Origin of the sequence: Neisseria sicca VK64 (genome assembly GCF_000260655.1) — a bacterium.
GTDB classification, from domain to species: domain Bacteria; phylum Pseudomonadota; class Gammaproteobacteria; order Burkholderiales; family Neisseriaceae; genus Neisseria; species Neisseria sicca_B.
Map to the genome: position 1 here is coordinate 1 of NZ_AJMT01000074.1, position 17,721 is coordinate 17,721.

Sequence of the window (17,721 nt, forward strand, 5' to 3'; positions counted from 1 at the left end):
CTTTATGAGTTGCACGAATTTATTTTCTCCTCAGAAACACAAAGCCACCCCCATCCTAACCTTCCCCCGCCAGACGGGGGAAGGAACAGAATTGCTGATAAATCAAAGAGGTCGTCTGAAAATTACAATTTATGAGGTTTCAGACGACCTCGTTTAATGAGTTCAAATAAAACAGCAAACATCTCACATCCGCCGCTATCCCCTTCCATACTTTTCCACATCTACCGCAACCTACCCCCTCTCCCGTCCGGCGGGAGAGGGTTGGGGAGAGGGTGGCTCTATGGACCACACGAATTTGATTTTTCCCAAACAAAAAAGCCACCCCCATCCTAGCCTTCCCCCGCCGGACGGGGGAAGGAACAGAATTGCTGATACGACAAAGAGGTCGTCTGAAAATTACGATTTATGAGGTTTCAGACGACCTTGTTTAATGGATTCAAATAACAGCAAACCTCTCACACCCGCCACTATCCCCTTCCATACTTTTCCACATCTACCGCAACCTGCCCCCTCTCCCGTCCGGCGGGAGAGGGCTGGGGAGAGGGTAGCTCTATGGGCTGCACGAATTTAATTTTTCCCAAGCCACAAAGCCACCCCCATCCTAACCTTCTCCCGCCGGACGGGGGGGAAGGAACAGAATTGCTGATAAATCGAAGAGGTCGTCTGAAAATTACAATTTATGAGGTTTCAGACGACCTCGTCTAATGAGTTCAAATAACAGCAAACATCTCACATCCACCGCCATCCCCTTCTATACCTTCCCCATCTGCCGTAACCTACCCCCTCTCCCGTTCGGCGGGAGAGGGTTAGGGAGAGGGTGGCTTTATGAGTTGCACGAATTTATTTTCTCCTCAGAAACACAAAACCACCCCCATCCTAACCTTCCCCCGCCAGACGGGGGAAGGGACAGGATTGCTGATACGGCAAAGAGGTCGTCTGAAAATAAGAATTTATGAATTTCAGACGACCTCTTTCACAATCAAACCACACTAAACAATCCTCCGTCGTCATTCCCACATAAAGAAGAGGTCGTCTGAAACCCATCTTTCAGACGACCTCTTTTCTCTTTCAAAAACGCTCTGCCCTAACCCCTAGCCTGCTTCTTGTAAGAAGCCTGCCAGTGCAGCGGTGTCGAGTGCGATCATCAGTTCTTCGTTGGTCGGCACGACCAAAACGGCGGGGTTGGAACCTGTCGGGCTGATGATGCCTGAGTTGCCGTAGCGTTTTTCCATGTTGGCTTTGGTGTCGATGTGCAGGCCCAAATAGTCGAGGTAGGCGACGGTTTTGGCGCGGATGTTGCGGGAGTTTTCGCCGATGCCGCCGGTGAAGACGAGGGCGTCGATGCCGCCGCAGGCGACCGACATCGAGGCGATGTATTTGGCGAGGCGGTAGGTCATGACTTCGAGGGCGAGGCGTGCGCCTTCGTGGCCTTCGTCGGCGGCGATTTCGAGGGTACGGCAGTCGTTGGAGAGTTCGGAAATGCCGAGCAATCCTGATTTTTTGTTCAACATTTCATCGACTTGCTCGATGTTCATGCCGGCGTGGGCGGTCAGGTAGCTGTACACGCCGGGGTCGATGTCGCCGCAACGGGTGCCCATGACGAGACCTTCGATGGGGGTGAAGCCCATGCTGGTATCGACGGATTTGCCGTTTCGGATGGCGGTGATGGACGCGCCGTTGCCGAGGTGGGCGACGATCATGCGCAAATCTTCCAGCGGTTTGCCCAAAATCCGCGCGGCTTCGGGGGCGACGTAGCGCATACTGGTGCCGTGGAAGCCGTAGCGGCGGAAGGAGTGTTTTTTGCGCAATTCGCGTGGCACGGCGTAGGTGTAGGCGCGTTCGGGCATGGTTTGGTGGAACGAGGTGTCCATCACGCCGACGTTGGGCAGGCCGGGGAAGTGTTCCTGCGCGGCGAGGATGCCGCTGATGTTGGCGGGGTTGTGCAGCGGGGCGAGCGGGATGCAGGCTTTCAGTTCGTCGAGGACGTCTTGGTCGATGAGGACGGACTCGTGATATTTTTCGCCGCCGTGGGCGATGCGGTGGCCGATGGCTTTGATGCGGTCGTGCAGGCCGTGTTTTTCCAGTTCGTTCAACAGCATACCCACCGCGCCGGCGTGGCAGTTGCGGCCGGATAGGGGAACTTGGCGTTTGTTGCCGTCTTTGTTGAAGGTGATGACGGCTTCGGGCGTACCCAAACGTTCGCCGAGGCAGCTTAGGACGACGCTGCCGCTTTTGCGGTCGATAACGGCGCCTTTGAGCGAGGAGCTGCCGCAGTTCAGGACGAGGATGAGTTGGTCGGACATGATATTTCTCCTTGTAGTTTGTGGTTGTTTTTTTGGTGTGGGGTCGTCTGAAAAAGGATGGGCGTTGGGCGGGATGTGTTTCAGACGGCCTCTTTGGGCAAAGCTTATGCCGCATTTTCTGTCGTCATTCCCGCGCAGGCGGGAATCCATATTTGCTCACAAGCAAGCTCTGATAAAAATCAGGAAACAGAATATCGACTGTGGATTCCCGCCTGCGCGGGAATGACGGCGGTTAGACTATTCGGCTTCATTGCAATCCTTTATCAAATGTCGTCTGAAACAGTGGACAGTGATGTCCGTCCTACATGATTTCAAAAACAATCATCGGGAACGCGCACCCGCCCTTCCATAATCACCCTTGCGCTGCGGCTCATGACGGCTTTTTTCACTGCCCAGATGCCGTCCGAACACTCTGCCGCCGCGCCGACGCGCAATGTGCCGGAAGGATGGCCGAAGCGCACTTCGTTGCGCGTTCCGCCGCCGGCGGCGAGGTTGACCAGCGTACCGGGTACGGCAGCAGCAGCGGCGATGGCGACCGAGGCGGTGCCCATCATGGCGTGGTGCAGTTTGCCCATGCTCAGGGCGCGTACCAGCAAATCGATGTCGGCGACGTTCACGGTTTTGCCGCTGGAGGCGGTGTAATCGGCGGCGGGCGCGACGAAGGCGACTTTCGGCGTGTGCGCGCGGGCGGCGGCTTCGGACACGTCGTTAATCAAGCCCATTTTCAGCGCACCGTAAGCGCGGATTTTCTCGAATTTTTCCAGCGCGGCGGCATCGTTGTTGATGTCGTCCTGCAACTCTTTGCCCGTGTAGCCCAAGTCGGCGGCGTTCAGGAAAACGGTCGGAATGCCCGCGTTGATAAGCGTGGCTTTCAGACGACCTATGTCCGGAACGTCCAGCTCGTCCACCAGATTGCCGGTCGGAAACATGCTGCCTTCACCGTCGGCGGGGTCGAGAAATTCGATTTGCACTTCGGCGGCGGGAAAGGTAACGCCGTCCAGCTCGAAATCGCCCGTTTCCAAGACTGCACCGTTTTGCATCGGAACATGGGCAATGATGGTTTTGCCGATGTTTTTCTGCCAGATTTTCACCGTGCAAATGCCGTCTGAAGGGATTTTGCCTTTATCGACCAAGCCCTGCTCGATAGCAAACGCGCCCACGGCGGCGGTGAGGTTGCCGCAGTTGCCGCTCCAATCGACGAAAGGCTTGTCGATGGAAACTTGCCCGAAAAGGTAATCGACATCGTGGTCGGCGCGTTCGGACTTGTCCAAAATCACCGCCTTGCTGGTCGACGAGCTGGCGTTGCCCAAACCGTCTATCTGCTTGCCGTAGGGGTCGGGGCTGCCGAGTACGCGCAACAGGATTTTGTCGCGCGCGCTGCCCGCTTCCCGCGCCGCCTCGGGCAGGTCGGAACGTTTGAAAAACACGCCTTTTGATGTGCCGCCGCGGTAGTAAACGGCGGGGATTTTGATTTGCGGCATTTTTGGATTCTCCTTATGTAGCGTGGGCTCTGCCCACGATTTTTTACCGTATCAATTTAGCCTTTATTTCGCGGGCAAAGCCCACGCTACACCAACTTTCCAAAAGTACATTAGGCTGCCACTCCGACAAAGCCGTTTGCTTCCGCAAAATGTCAGGGTTCGCCCCAATCTATGGCTGCTGTGTTGTGATACGGCAGATTATTAAACTCCGTCATTCCCGCGCAGGCGGGAATCCAGACTTATCCGCACAGAAACTCATCGGATAAAAAGGTTTCCTCAATTCCACTTTCTGGATTCCCGCCTGCGCGGGAATGACGATTTACAGTAAATGCCTGCCATATCGGGAATTACGTGAATGAGCAAAATGTTGAACCCGACCCACGCTACGTCTGCTTTTCAGACGACCTCTACGCCGCGTTCCCTTCCAAAAAGTCCTGTGCAAACCGTTGCAGCACGCCGCCGGCTTCGTACACCAGCACTTCCTCTGCGGTATCGAGGCGGCAGGTAACGGGAACTTCGACGGTCTCGCCGTTTTTGCGGTGGATGACGAGGGTCAGGTCGCCGCGCGGTTTGCGTTCGCCGACCACGTCGTAGGTTTCCGTGCCGTCCAGTTGCAGGGTGTGGCGGTTGGTGCCGGGTTTGAATTGCAGCGGCAAGACGCCCATGCCGATGAGGTTGGTGCGGTGGATGCGCTCGAAACCTTCGGCGGCGATGGCTTCCACGCCCGCCAGCCGCACGCCCTTCGCCGCCCAGTCGCGGCTGGAGCCTTGTCCGTAGTCCGCGCCGGCGATGATGATGAGCGGCTGTTTGCGGTTCATGTAGGTTTCGATGGCTTCCCACATGCGCATGGTTTCGCCTTCGGGTTCGACACGGGCGAGCGAGCCTTGGCGCACGCTGCCGTCTTCGTTTTTCACCATTTCGTTAAACAATTTGGGATTGGCGAAGGTGGCGCGTTGGGCGGTGAGGTGGTCGCCGCGGTGGGTGGCGTAGGAATTGAAGTCTTCTTCGGGCAAACCCATTTTCGCCAGATATTCGCCCGCCGCACTCGCCGCCAGAATCGCGTTGGAAGGCGAAATGTGGTCGGTGGTGATGTTGTCGGGCAGAATCGCCAAGGGGCGCATTCCCGTCAGGCTGCGTGCGCCCGCCAGCGCGCCTTCCCAATAGGGCGGACGGCGGATGTAGGTGGACATCGGACGCCAGTCGTACAGCGGACTGGGGGCTTTTTGCGCTTTGCCGGTGTCGAACATCGGTACATACACGTCGCGGAACTGCTGCGGTTTCACATATTCGGCAACGACGGCATCGATTTCTTCGTCGGTCGGCCAGATGTCTTTCAGGCGGATTTCCTTGCCGTCGTCTGAAACGCCGAGTACGTCGTTTTCAATATCGAAACGGATGCTGCCCGCGACGGCGTATGCCACCACCAGCGGGGGCGAAGCGAGGAAAGCCTGTTTCGCATACGGGTGGATTCGGCCGTCGAAGTTGCGGTTGCCCGACAGTACGGCGGTGGCGTATAAATCGCGGTCTATGATTTCCTGCTGGATTTTCGGGTCGAGCGCGCCGCTCATGCCGTTGCAGGTGGTGCAGGCGAAGGCGACGATGCCGAAGCCGAGTTTTTCCATTTCGGACAACAGACCCGCTTCTTTCAAATAGATTTCCGCCACTTTCGAGCCGGGGGCGAACGAGGTTTTGACCCACGGTTTGCGTTTCAGCCCGAAGCGGTTGGCATTGCGCGCCAAGAGTGCGGCGGCGACGACGTTGCGCGGGTTGGAGGTGTTGGTGCAACTGGTAATCGCGGCGATGATGACCGCGCCGTCGGGCATGAGGCCGTCTGAAGGCTCTTCGTAAGGCTTCGCCAGCCCTTTCGCCGCCAAATCGACGGTGGCAAAACGCGCGTGCGGGTTGCTCGGACCTGCCATATTGCGCGTTACGCTGCTCAAATCAAATTTCAACACGCGCGGATAAACGGCGGTTTTTAGGTCGTCCGCCCACAGTCCGGCAGTTTTGGCGTAGGTTTCCACCAATTTCACCTGCGCGTCGTCGCGTCCGGTCAATTTCAAATAATCAATGGTTTGCGCGTCGATGGCGAACATGGCGGCGGTCGCGCCGAACTCCGGCGTCATGTTGGAAATGGTCGCGCGGTCGCCGATGGACAGGCTTCTCGCGCCTTCGCCGAAAAATTCGACAAACGCCCCGACCACGCGTTCTTTGCGCAGAAACTCGGTCAGCGCCAACACAATATCCGTCGCGGTAATGCCCGCCTGCCGTTTGCCCGTCAGCTCCACGCCGACAATATCGGGCAGGCGCATCATGGACGCGCGCCCCAGCATCACCGTTTCCGCTTCCAAACCGCCTACGCCCACGGAAATCACGCCCAGCGCGTCAACGTGCGGCGTGTGCGAATCCGTACCGACGCAGGTATCGGGGAACGCCACGCCGTTTTTAACTTGGACGACGGGCGACATTTTTTCCAGATTGATTTGGTGCATGATGCCGTTGCCCGCCGGAATCACGTCCACATTTTCAAAAGCGGTTTTCGTCCAGTTGATAAAGTGGAAACGGTCTTCGTTGCGGCGGTCTTCGATTTCACGGTTTTTGCGGAACGCATCGGGGTCGTAGCCGCCGCATTCCACCGCCAGCGAATGATCGACGATGAGCTGCGTCTGCACCACCGGATTCACTTTGGCAGGATCGCCGCCCTTCTCTGCAATCGCATCGCGCAAGCCCGCCAAATCCACCAGCGCGGTCTGCCCCAAAATATCATGGCACACCACCCGCGCGGGATACCACGGAAAATCGATTTCCTGCTTGCCTTCTATCAGCTGGCCCAGCCAGCTTTGCAGCGTCGGCAAATCGACCTTGTCCGCGCGGTTGACCAAGTTCTCCGCCAAAATGCGGCTCGTGTAAGGCAGCTTGTCGTAAGAGCCGGCTTGAATGTCCTCACACGCCGCACGCGCGTCGTAGTATTCCAAATCCGTACCGGGCAGCGGTTTGCGGTAACGTTGGTTGGCAGCCATGTTCAGTTCTCCTGTGGATCTATTTTTCTTGTGGTTTGGGGTTTCAGACGACGTTTGTTGAAGGGGTCGTCTGAAATCTTGGGAAATAAAAACTATTCAACTCGCTTCAACAATGGTCTATACAATCCATTGATAGACACAATACCGGCAATAATCAGAATAGCGCCGACAAAGAAGCGTCCTTCCGGTATTTCATTCAAAAACATCCAAGCCAGTACGGCGGCAAATAATGGCTCGGCCAATTCAGTTACCTGCACCTTCGCGGCACTCAAATAATCCAATGCTTTAGTTGTACAATAAAATCCTAAAATCGTCGGCAATAAAGACAGTGCCAAGAGTGGCGGAATAAAAGACCATTGCCAATGTATATCCTCAAGACCTTCCAATGAAGGGATAAACAAAAAAATACTTCCAAAAAACATCAAGATCCGTGTCAAATAAATACCGCCGTTTAAGCCGAATTTTTTAATCAAAACGGAAAAACAACCGTAACCCGAGCCCGCCAGTGCGGCATTCAGAATCAACCCTAAATTTCCTTCTCCAGTCCAAGAAATCACCGCGATCCCCGATACTGCCAAACCCACACCGACGACTGAAGAAATATAAATACGTTCGTTTAATAGTATGCTGTCCAATATCAAGGCAGATACGGCAGCCGATGCCATTAATACAACTACTACATTCGCAGCATTACCGTATTGATAAGCGGTGGTTTCAAAGAAAAACAAAGTGTAAATTCCGAAAAAAGCACAAATTGCGACTTTAAACAACAACGGCAAGATTGCCTCTTTCTTTTTTGAAATATCCGCAATCTGTCTGGTAAAACCAGTACGGCAAAGCAAAATGCTGATAAACACAAAACCTGTCAAAGTTTTCAAAAATGCAATATGCTGAACAGACAGGCCCTGCTCCATTAATACCTTACTGAATATACCGATAGTTGCATTCAGAAGGGCTGCAGAAACTGCCAAAAATATTCCCATCAGTAAATCAGGCAGCTTCATATTTACTCCATAATACTTTGCACATAGGTGCATTATTGTTTTTCGAAAAGAAAATCCCTCCAAAATCTTTATTTACCTCTTGATAATCAAACGCCTTTATTTCAAAAAGTTGCCGCGCTGCCTCCGCCATTCCCGCCGCGGCCTGTCCTCGCTTAGGCGGGGGCGGGAATGACGGCAGACGTTGCGGCTGGTTTTTCAGACGACCTTCTCTCTCGCATATTTCAACAGGTCGTCTGAAAAGCGGAACCGTAGGCGGGATTTCGGTTTTCCGCGGACAAAGCCCGCGCTACACGTCGTCTGAAATCCGATTGGCACCTCCTACGGTTGTTGTCCGTCTCAGCGTTCCTCAATCTCCACAAACGCCAAGTCTTCAGGACCGGTGTAGTTCGCGCTCGGACGGATGATTTTGCCGTCTTTGCGCTGTTCGAGGACGTGTGCCGCCCAGCCGGTGGAGCGCGAAATTACAAACAGCGGCGTGAACATGGCAGTCGGTACGCCGAGTTTTTGGTAAGACACGGCGGAGAACCAGTCTAAGTTGGGGAACATCTTTTTCTCTTCCCACATCACGCTCTCCAAGCGCTCGGCGATGTCGAAGAGGCGCATGTCGCCCGCTTCCCGGCTCAAACCGCGCGCCACTTCTTTAATCACGACGTTGCGCGGGTCGGAAATGGTGTAAACCGGATGACCGAACCCGATAACGATTTCTTTGCGGGCGATGCGTTCGCGTATGTCGGCTTCGGCTTCGTCGGCGTTGCGGTAGCGTTTTTGGATGTCGTAGGCAACTTCGTTCGCGCCGCCGTGTTTCGGGCCTTTGAGCGCGCCGATGGCGCCGGTGATGCAGGAATACATGTCCGAACCCGTACCGGCAATCACGCGGGCGGTGAAAGTGGAGGCGTTGAACTCGTGTTCCGCATACAGAATCAGCGAAACGTGCATGGCTTTTACCTGCGATTCGGTCGGGCGTTTGCCGTGCAACAGGTGCAGGAAGTGGCCGCCGATGGTGTCTTCTTTGCTTTCAACGTCGATGCGTTTGCCGTTGTGCGAATATTGATACCAGTAGAGCAGGATGCTGCCGAGGCTGGCGATAAGTTTGTCCGCAATGTCGCGCGCTTCGCTGTCGGGGTGGCTTTCGCGTTCGGGATGAACACAGCCGAGCATGGACACGCCGGTACGCATGACGTCCATCGGATGCGTGTGCGCGGGCAGGCTTTCCAACACTTTAATCACGCGGATAGGCAGGCCGCGCATGGATTTGAGTTTGGCTTTGTAGGCGGCGAGTTCAAATTTGTTGGGCAGGTGGCCGTGAATCAACAGGTAGGCGACTTCTTCAAACTCGCATTTCTGCGCCAAATCAAGGATGTCGTAACCGCGGTAGCTCAAATCGTTGCCGGTGCGGCCGACCGTACACAGCGCGGTATTGCCCGCCGCCACGCCGGAGAGGGCGACGGATTTTTTCGGTTTGAAGGTCGGGGTTTCGGGGGTTGCAGTCATAGTATTTCTCCTTTGTGTTTTTATGGGTTTTGGGTTTTCAGACGGCCTTTTGAAGGTTGAGGGTCGTCTGAAAACGGTTTTTTACTTCTGAAACAATTTATCCAGCTTCTGCTCGAAGTCGTGATAATTCAAATGCTCGTAAAGCTCGGCGCGGGTCTGCATGGTATCGACCACCGCCGCCTGCGTGCCGTCGCGCATAATCGCCTCATAAACATTCAGCGCGGCCTTGCTCGCGGCGCGGAACGACGACAGCGGATACAGCACCAGCGACACGCCGTTGTCCGCCAGTTCGCGCTGCGTATAAAGCGGCGTCGCGCCGAATTCGGTAATGTTCGCCAACACGGGCACTTTCACCGCGTCCACAAATTGCCGGTACATCGCCAAATCCGTCATCGCTTCGGGGAAAATCATGTCCGCGCCCGCTTCCACGCAAGCCTGAGCACGCTCGATGGCGGCATCCAAACCTTCCACCGCCAGCGCGTCAGTCCGCGCCATAATCACAAAATTCTCATCCACGCGCGCATCCACAGCGGCTTTAATGCGGTCAACCATTTCATCTTTAGAAACAATGGCCTTGTTCGGACGATGCCCGCAACGCTTCTGCGCCACCTGGTCTTCGATATGCACCGCCGCCACGCCCGCACGCTCGAAGTTGCGAATCGTGCGCGCGATATTGAACGCCCCGCCCCAGCCGACATCGATGTCCACCAGCAAAGGCGTATCCACATTGTCCGTAATCCGCCGCGCATCAATCAGCACATCTTCCATCGTGGTGATGCCCAAATCCGGAATCCCGCACGAACAGGCCGCCACGCCGCCGCCCGACAGATACACCGCCTTAAACCCGCTCTGCGTCGCCAGCCGCGCAAAATAAGCGTTCACACAGCCGACCACGGCAAGGGGATTCGACTCCTTCACCGCTTGGCGGAAACGGGTGCCGGCAGAAAGTTGGCTCATGGTATTTCTCCTTTGTAGATTAGATTTTTTTCAGTATCGACTCAGTGGCCCAGTTTCCGCAAAAACTGAAACGAACCGTTCAAAAAGAAACAATGGTTTCAAAACCGTTTTCAGACGACCTTTCAAAACCCAAACCTGCCAGGTCGTCTGAAAAATCAAAATCAATAAAAACAATCAGTTAACAACTTTAATACAAACAATTCGGCTAAGGCGGAGGTATAAGGAATTTTTAATAATTTTTAAATTCGGAAAGGAAATACAGTTGGAAAGACAGAATTTTCAAAACCCAAACCGTCCGCAGAAATGCGGAAACCCCGATTCGGGCGAAGAGCCGTCAGACCGCCGCGACTGCCCAAAAGCAGACGACGACGGATGCGGCAGAGATAGAAGACGATCTATAACAAGACGGAGAAGTTTGGTACAGATTCATGATAGGGTTCCTTTGTAGTGCAATGTAGTTTTTATAAGTATGGACAAATTTAAAAAATAATTTTCAGGCTGTCAAACACTTTTTCTAAAATATTTTTAAAAAATTCAATCATTAATAAACAATACTTCATAAATAAAACCAAAAACTCCCGCCTCAAAACAACCCAAATCTATAACTGACGGAGATTATACCGTTCCAAACCAATCAGAACGATTTTAAACAATCCATCTCAAAAACAAATATAATTAATTCATTTTTCGGGAATTTTTATTCAAACAAGAAAATAGGCATCCAAATCGCCCAAACCGCCCTATTTTCCACCCACTCCCTTTTCAGACGACCAAAACTAAAATAACATCATGATTTACAATTAAAACTATAATATTTAAAAATGTAGTCATATGTAGTTTTAAATATAAACAGGTCGTCTGAAAATCGTAACCCTATGATTTCAGACGACCTTGCCCCAGCCGTAGCGTGGGCTCCGCCCACGAAAAAAACGCCATATATCTCCCGACTCGGAAACCAAGCTATCAATCCCGTGGGCAAAGCCCACGCTACAATCCGCGGCAGGCATTGCCACACCCTACCCGTCGCCCGTTGAATTTACTTATCAAGAAAATTTTTTGTATTTAAAGGGAAATTGTTTGCTTATCTCGGGCTCACGTTCATCCACCATAAAACACAAAAAGGTCGTCTGAAACCTATAAATACATGTTTCAGACGACCTCACCCAGCCGTAGCGTGGGCTCTGCCCACGAAAAAAACGCCATGTTATCGCCCGACTCGAAAACCAAACAGATGATTCCGTGGGCAAAGCCCACGCTACAATCCGCAGCAGTATCACGCGCCCTACCCGCCGTCGCGGTGGATTTATCCGTCAAGGAAGTTTTTTGTGGTACTCAGTGAGAAAGTTCTTTGCTTCTCTTAGACTCGCGTTACTCCACCATAAAAGTTAAAAAGGTCGTCTGAAACCCGTAATCACATGGTTTCAGACGACCTTTTATCTTTCCCGTCCGTTTTTCAGACGACCTCACAGCAAAAACATCGTTGCCAGCCCCAAGAAAATCAGAAAACCGCCGGAATCCGTTACCGCCGTAATCAGTACCGAGCTGCCCAAGGCAGGGTCGCGTCCGAATTTATCCATGATGACGGGGATGAGTACGCCGACCGAGGCGGCGAGCAAGAGGTTCAGTGTCATCGCGGCGACCATCACCAAACCGATGCCGATGCTGCCGTACAGCAGCCATGACACCACGCCCATGACCGTTCCCCAGATGATGCCGTTAACTAAGGCGACGCCGACTTCTTTTTTCAACAACCGTCCCGCCTGCATCCCCGTCAACTGCCCCATCGCCATCGCGCGGACAATCATGGTGATGGTTTGGTTGCCGGAGTTGCCGCCGATACCGGCGACGATGGGCATCAGCGCGGCGAGTGCGACGATTTTCTCGATACTGCCTTCAAACGCGCCGATAACGCGGCTGGCAAGAAAGGCGGTGCAGAGGTTGACGGCAAGCCACATCCAGCGGTTTTTCACCGAATCCCAGACAGGCGCAAACAAATCTTCCTCTTCCTGCAAACCCGCCATGTTCAACATATCCGCTTCCGATTCTTCACGGATAACGTCCACCATCTCGTCGATGGTAATCCTGCCGATGAGCTTTTTGTTTTCATCGACCACGGGCGCGGTAACCAAGTCATAACGTTCGAACGCCTGCGCCGCTTCTTCCACGTCGTCTTCGGGACGGAAGCGCACGACTTCGGTCGCCATCACGTCCGCCACCAAGTCTTCGGGATCGGCGACCAAAAGTTTGCGGATGGGCAACACGCCTTGCAGGATGTCGTTCTCATCGACCACGAAAATCTTGTCGGTATGGTCGGGCAGGCTCTCGAAGCGGCGCAGGTAACGCAGCACCACTTCGCAGGCAACGTCGGCGCGGATGCTGACCAATTCGAAGTCCATAATCGCACCGACTTGGTTGTCTTCATACGACATCGCCGCCTTGACTTGGGCGCGCTCTTCCTCGTCGCGCGTCTGCAAGGCTTCATAGACCACTTGGTGCGGCAAATCGCCCGCCAGCTCCGCCAGTTCGTCCGCGTCCAAGTCATCGACCGCCGCCAACAGCTCGTCTTTGTCCATTGACTCGATCAGCGTTTCGCGCACCGCGTCAGATACTTCCAGCAACACTTCACCGTCGTCTTCAGGCGTGACCAACAGCCAGACGATATTACGTTCGCGCGGCGGCAACGATTCCAACACAGCTGCCACATCGGCGGGGTGCAGCTCGTTCAAAAGGACGGTCAGCTCGGTAAATTTGTCGCGCAACGCCTCGTCCTCAATCGGCACGCCTTCCTCAATCTGCGGGAAGGCGGGCGAGAGGATTTCGCACAGCGCGTGGATACGGTCGAAATCGGCGGAAACGCGCTCTACGTCGCTTTCGATACCGTCGTTTTCAAGGTTCGGAGGGGTTTGTTCGATGCTCATAAATGCTCCGCCCGCCGGATGCGGGAGGGCATTTCGGCGGGATGGTTATCGTGTATTTCGGGATAAACCGGAAGGGAAGTTCAGTAAAAACGAACTGGGAAGGTCCATAATAAAAGCCTGCTGGTTCAGGCGTCGTGTTGGAAACGGAGCGTATTTTACCGCGTTTCGAGGCGGTTTACTATTTTTAACTGAAAAGGTCGTCTGAAACCTTAGATTTCAGACGACCTTGATATTTTGAGTTTTCAACCCGACTGTACTGGCTAATTCACTCCTACAGTCTATTAATGAGATATTTTGCTATCTTTATATCGATAGATTTGCAGCATTGTTTCCCTACCGCCGCCGAACGAGTTGATTTCATAGGTAATGCCATCGTATACGGCACGCGTACTGATCAGTTCCTCATTAAGAGGCTGTTTCTGTTTAAAGGCTTCGATGTTTTGAATATGTTTGTCCAACAAGTCTTTAAACAGATTCTCAGGCTTGTGTTTATGATTAATGGTAGAGATGAGTAGATCAGGAATGGCAGTATCTCTTAAGATGAGCCCATCATCTCCAATCCTAACTTCTACGCCGTTTACTTTATTGCCGTTTACTTTATTATTTATATAATATACATTGATATTGTAAGGACATCCTGGCTTGATAATGTCTTTCAAAATTATAGATATTAAATAAATTCCATCATCTTCCCTATCGCTGTACATACCTTTTTTCCTAAAATTTTTTTCATAGATTTCGTTATTACTGTATTCTATAAAGCCTAAATTCTGTAATTTAGAAATAATCAGTGCTTCGTTCATGGGAATGGTCAAGCGTTTAGCCGCATTCCCAAAAGGAGATTCTCTTTGCTGCCGTATATAAATTGGTTCGAAATCCACATAAGGTAGAGGCTCAGGTAGTGGGGGAAGTGTATTAAACCTATATTCAGAAGAATGGCATTCAAAATGCTCTTCCCTTTGTTCTTTATATTTCGATTTAATAATACCAGTATTTGTTTTTCCACTCTGTTCCAAGTCAGGCTGACTATTGCATGACAAAAGATTAAACAGACACATTAATATAACAATATTTTTATTTGATATCTTCATTAGTACACCTACTTCATACTTTTGTCTTTACGCATAATGTCCCATTGCCATTTATAAAAATTAAATGGGGACATATTGCCTTTTATAAATTTTTTATTATCCCCATTTACACCATGAGTATAGTCCATAAAATTATCGAGTGTTCCTTTATAAAATACATGGGTTTCTTCTGGTGGTGCAAATGTATGCCACAAACCAAAAGAATGAGCAAGTTCATGGGTATAGGTTCTAGGTAAATTTAATCCCTCTTTAAAAATAATAGCCATGTCTCCTAAAGATTTATCATTGTTTTGTGAACAAACACCTCTGTATTTGCTCAAGTCGTGTGCTGTCAAAAATAAAACTGTTCTACCTACACAATTTTTATCCCTACGTCCCTTAGTACACTTGCCATCATTGTCTATCACTCCAAATTCTTTGGTTAATTCCGGAGTTTGATTAAATAATTGCCGTAGTTTCGTCCGAAATAATTCCAGATTTGTTGTAAGTCCTGATTTATTCCAAGATGACAAAGGAGAATTTTGAGAATTTGTCATATCTATAACTTTCTCTTTAACAATTTCAGCACGGATCAATGCCTGATTAAATGAACGTTTTTTCAAAAAATGTTCATAACCCTTTAATTTTGGAACAGTCTTATTTTTTGGGTCGGTAATCAGGTAAATCACAATGATTTCTGCCCGTTTGATAATTCGGTTATCATAAAGCATCAACTTACCGACTTCCATTTTTTTATTCCCGTTTTTGGCAATCACTTTCACCTCGGTATGCCCATCCAACCAACCACCTTCACAACGGATATTAACAGCCTTAGAAAGGTGATAGTAAGTTTTATTACCGTCAGGATCTTTGATTTTAGGCTTAGCTAATGCAGGAGCCAAAGAAACAGTTGCTGGAGAAATCTTAACAAATTTATTGGTACAAACAAATTCCAAGACGGTATTATCGGCTGAAAGAGGCTCGAGATTTTCGATATATAAATCCAATGTAGCCCCATTTTTGGTCATATTGGAAACATTTTGATTTTTTCCAGGTATATAGGCAAATAGGCTCAACCAGGCAGGGAAATATTCTTTGCCGTATGGAGCAATGGGGTTCTTTACGTCTTTTTTATATTCATTTTTCAAATCATCTGGCTTTATGCATAATGGTATTTTTGGAGCGCCAGTTGGTACTTCCACAACACCCTCCACATAACTCTGTCTCAGCCAATCAAAACCGTATTGACCATGATAGTCTTGAGGTCGCCTAAAGTGCACCAAAAACTTTTTCAGCGTACATTCTGTGTTACATTGTCCCATATTGCTTTCCTTATCTTAGATGGTTATTCTGCGTATCTCCGCGCACTTTTTTACCGGTTATATTTAAAATTGGGTCATCAAAACAACGGATGCCCCAAACAAATTGCAAGACTTGATAAATTGCTCCATCCTTCTGCGTCTCTTCCATAAATTGTTCCAGTATTGCCGGATGATGCTCTTGGTAAAAGCAGTATTTTTCAGGATAGACCTTTTCCAGCAACTCCTCAGTGTTTTCTTTTTGAGAAACAAGGTCTTGCCCGATTTGCTGCTTTAATTTATTAGCTGCGTTGGAGTGGAAAACGCCTTTGTCTCCGTATATGCATTCCCTAAACGTTGCCTTAACTTGTTCCAACTCAGCCAGATAATAATATTCTTGAGATTCGTTATTTTCTTCTCCATGATATTCTGCTAATTGTGTTATTTCGGTATAAAGCGGGTTGTCCCGATAAAACCAGCCGAGTAAAAAGTGCAGTTCGATATTAAGATGTCTGCTTTGAGGCAGGCAGAGTTTCTTTTTCAGATAAATTTTATTTAGTTCAACAACCTTTGCCAAAACGGTATCAAAAGTTTGACCGGTTTGTACATGCGGGTACCTATTACAAAGTTGAGAGGTTAATTTTGCCATCTCATCGTTATGTAGTAAGTTGCTCAAAAGGGCCATTTTTTCACTACTGATGATTTTCATACTGTTTCCGGTAATTGTTGTGCATTATGATTTGGCTTTCAAAGTCATATTGGACCATGGAAATCCACCAAACTTCCATCGGAGCGGTAAATTCTAACCATTGTTCTTCTGTCAAAACTTGATGCATATATTTACCAATGCGTGGATCGTACCAGCGGAATAAATACGGGGTACCATTCTCATCGCAAATAGACAGATAGTTTTTCAAATGCTTCACAAAAATAGCTTCATCCTGCGTACTGCCGATAATGTTAATCATACTTTCCGTCTGACATAATTCTTCAAATAACAGGCAAATTGGACTGTTTTCATACATATTATCCGTATCCAGCTTAATATATATCGGACTGGCACGAAAGGGGACATTTCCTTCCTGCGTACCTGCAAAAAGAGAATGGAATATCAAATTGGTCTTCCCATATTTTTGGCGGATAAAATCCGTTATTTTTTCGGGTTGCTGGGCAGCATCAATAATTAAATAAAGATTGCACAGATCTTTATAGGAACTAAATGTTTCTATTATTGTATTTTGAGTAATCTTGCTCATATTCTTTAATCTCTTTTAACAAATGCTGCAGCTTCTTGGGCAGCTTTGAGCAGACAGGCGACACAAATAGGTTGTCTTTCTAGTTGGAAGCCAATCATATGCCTCTCCGTCACCTCCAACGGTGCCTTCACCCTAACCAGCTTCGGACTCCCAATCTCCACCTCCCCGTTCGCCAGTTTGATATACGCCCCCTTGCAGGTAATCAGAATCTCTTCCTTCGCCGCGATGGTGATTTTCCCGCGCTGCTGGTTAACGTTGCATCCTTCAGCGCATTCAACTGCAACTCGTCATTCTGTGCCTGCACTTCCACTTTGCCCTGATTGGCCTGCACCTTGATGCCGCTGCTTTGCGCAAACAGGTTGAGGCTTTCTGCCGCATGGGCGGTCAGGCTTTGACCAGCGGTGATGTCGGTATGGTTGCCGCTGACCAGGTGGATGTTTTCATTGGCGGTGTGCAGTTGGCTTTGCTGGGTTGCGGTGGCGATGCCGGCAGGGGCGGTTTGGATCAAACCGGCCTCTTTCAGGTCTTTGAGGGCGTCTTTCAGACGACCCCTTTGGGTTTCTTCATCGGTGTGGTGGTTGTTGGCGGTTTGGGCGGCTTTGTTCAGGCTTTTGGCGAGGGAAAGAGCCTGTTCGAGTTGGGAAATGGCATCGTCCATATCCAGCACTTTGCCGTTGGCGTCTTGGTTTTGTGCGCTGACGAGTATGCCTTTCCCCGCCCGTACGGCGCCCCAGCCGTCGGTTCTGAGTTCAAAGCCTTCGCCGTTTTCTCCACGTTTTTCTCTACCGCTGTCGACGATGTGGCCGAGGTTGAGTTGGGATTTTTGGTAGTCGGTGGCGAGTTTGATGTGTTCCTGACCTTTTTGGTCTTCCATCCTGAGTTTGTTGTTCGCCCAGGTACGGATGACGTTCCTTGTGTTCCAATCG

At 50.6% G+C, this 17,721-nt stretch carries 11 protein-coding genes and 1 pseudogene; all 12 read right to left on the minus strand.

Annotated elements, in window-relative coordinates:
• Positions 1-1,091: 1,091 nt before the first annotated feature.
• Positions 1,092-2,303, minus strand: a complete 1,212-nt coding sequence (locus tag HMPREF1051_RS04470) for an acetate kinase (protein ID WP_003765011.1) — start codon at positions 2,301-2,303, stop codon at positions 1,092-1,094.
• A gap of 311 nt (positions 2,304-2,614) precedes the next feature.
• Entirely contained in the window at positions 2,615-3,784 is a 1,170-nt protein-coding gene (gene prpF, locus HMPREF1051_RS04480; RefSeq protein ID WP_003764999.1) for a 2-methylaconitate cis-trans isomerase PrpF, read from the minus strand.
• Positions 3,785-4,191: 407 nt separating this feature from the next.
• Positions 4,192-6,801, minus strand: a complete 2,610-nt coding sequence (gene acnD, locus HMPREF1051_RS04485) for a Fe/S-dependent 2-methylisocitrate dehydratase AcnD (protein WP_003764994.1) — start codon at positions 6,799-6,801, stop codon at positions 4,192-4,194.
• Between the two features lie 92 nt (positions 6,802-6,893).
• Positions 6,894-7,805 (minus strand): DMT family transporter, encoded by a 912-nt coding sequence (locus HMPREF1051_RS04490; protein ID WP_003764988.1) that lies wholly within the window; start codon positions 7,803-7,805, stop codon positions 6,894-6,896.
• A 336-nt stretch (positions 7,806-8,141) separates the two neighbouring features.
• Complete coding sequence (gene prpC / locus HMPREF1051_RS04500; protein ID WP_003764982.1) at positions 8,142-9,296, minus strand: bifunctional 2-methylcitrate synthase/citrate synthase; 1,155 nt, start codon at positions 9,294-9,296, stop codon at positions 8,142-8,144.
• A gap of 81 nt (positions 9,297-9,377) precedes the next feature.
• Positions 9,378-10,253, minus strand: coding sequence for a methylisocitrate lyase (prpB, locus tag HMPREF1051_RS04505; protein ID WP_003764986.1), 876 nt, complete (start codon positions 10,251-10,253; stop codon positions 9,378-9,380).
• A 1,463-nt stretch (positions 10,254-11,716) separates the two neighbouring features.
• Positions 11,717-13,171 carry a magnesium transporter gene (gene mgtE, locus HMPREF1051_RS04510; RefSeq protein ID WP_003765020.1) on the minus strand — a complete coding sequence of 485 codons (1,455 nt, stop codon included), beginning with the start codon at positions 13,169-13,171 and terminating at the stop codon, positions 11,717-11,719.
• A 281-nt stretch (positions 13,172-13,452) separates the two neighbouring features.
• Positions 13,453-14,262 carry a hypothetical protein gene (locus HMPREF1051_RS04515; protein ID WP_003765018.1) on the minus strand — a complete coding sequence of 270 codons (810 nt, stop codon included), beginning with the start codon at positions 14,260-14,262 and terminating at the stop codon, positions 13,453-13,455.
• An 8-nt stretch (positions 14,263-14,270) separates the two neighbouring features.
• Positions 14,271-15,563 (minus strand): hypothetical protein, encoded by a 1,293-nt coding sequence (locus HMPREF1051_RS04520; protein WP_036491845.1) that lies wholly within the window; start codon positions 15,561-15,563, stop codon positions 14,271-14,273.
• A 10-nt stretch (positions 15,564-15,573) separates the two neighbouring features.
• Entirely contained in the window at positions 15,574-16,248 is a 675-nt protein-coding gene (locus HMPREF1051_RS04525) for a hypothetical protein (protein WP_036491848.1), read from the minus strand.
• Complete coding sequence (locus HMPREF1051_RS04530) at positions 16,232-16,795, minus strand: DUF4123 domain-containing protein (RefSeq protein ID WP_003765016.1); 564 nt, start codon at positions 16,793-16,795, stop codon at positions 16,232-16,234. The genes HMPREF1051_RS04525 and HMPREF1051_RS04530 overlap by 17 nt, the downstream gene beginning before the upstream one ends.
• A 182-nt stretch (positions 16,796-16,977) precedes the next feature.
• Positions 16,978-17,669: pseudogene (locus HMPREF1051_RS04535) on the minus strand (DUF2345 domain-containing protein); the annotation flags it as partial.
• Between the last annotated feature and the right edge of the window lie 52 nt (positions 17,670-17,721).

Bases quoted from the DNA above. Each gene is read 5' to 3' on its own strand.
- HMPREF1051_RS04520 (WP_036491845.1), bottom strand. From the start codon at position 15,563: ATGGGACAATGTAACACAGAATGTACGCTGAAAAAGTTTTTGGTGCAC.
- acnD (WP_003764994.1), bottom strand. From the start codon at position 6,801: ATGGCTGCCAACCAACGTTACCGCAAACCGCTGCCCGGTACGGATTTG.
- HMPREF1051_RS04470 (WP_003765011.1), bottom strand. From the start codon at position 2,303: ATGTCCGACCAACTCATCCTCGTCCTGAACTGCGGCAGCTCCTCGCTC.
- HMPREF1051_RS04530 (WP_003765016.1), bottom strand. From the start codon at position 16,795: ATGAGCAAGATTACTCAAAATACAATAATAGAAACATTTAGTTCCTAT.
- prpB (WP_003764986.1), bottom strand. From the start codon at position 10,253: ATGAGCCAACTTTCTGCCGGCACCCGTTTCCGCCAAGCGGTGAAGGAG.
- prpF (WP_003764999.1), bottom strand. From the start codon at position 3,784: ATGCCGCAAATCAAAATCCCCGCCGTTTACTACCGCGGCGGCACATCA.
- HMPREF1051_RS04525 (WP_036491848.1), bottom strand. From the start codon at position 16,248: ATGAAAATCATCAGTAGTGAAAAAATGGCCCTTTTGAGCAACTTACTA.
- prpC (WP_003764982.1), bottom strand. From the start codon at position 9,296: ATGACTGCAACCCCCGAAACCCCGACCTTCAAACCGAAAAAATCCGTC.
- HMPREF1051_RS04515 (WP_003765018.1), bottom strand. From the start codon at position 14,262: ATGAAGATATCAAATAAAAATATTGTTATATTAATGTGTCTGTTTAAT.
- mgtE (WP_003765020.1), bottom strand. From the start codon at position 13,171: ATGAGCATCGAACAAACCCCTCCGAACCTTGAAAACGACGGTATCGAA.
- HMPREF1051_RS04490 (WP_003764988.1), bottom strand. From the start codon at position 7,805: ATGAAGCTGCCTGATTTACTGATGGGAATATTTTTGGCAGTTTCTGCA.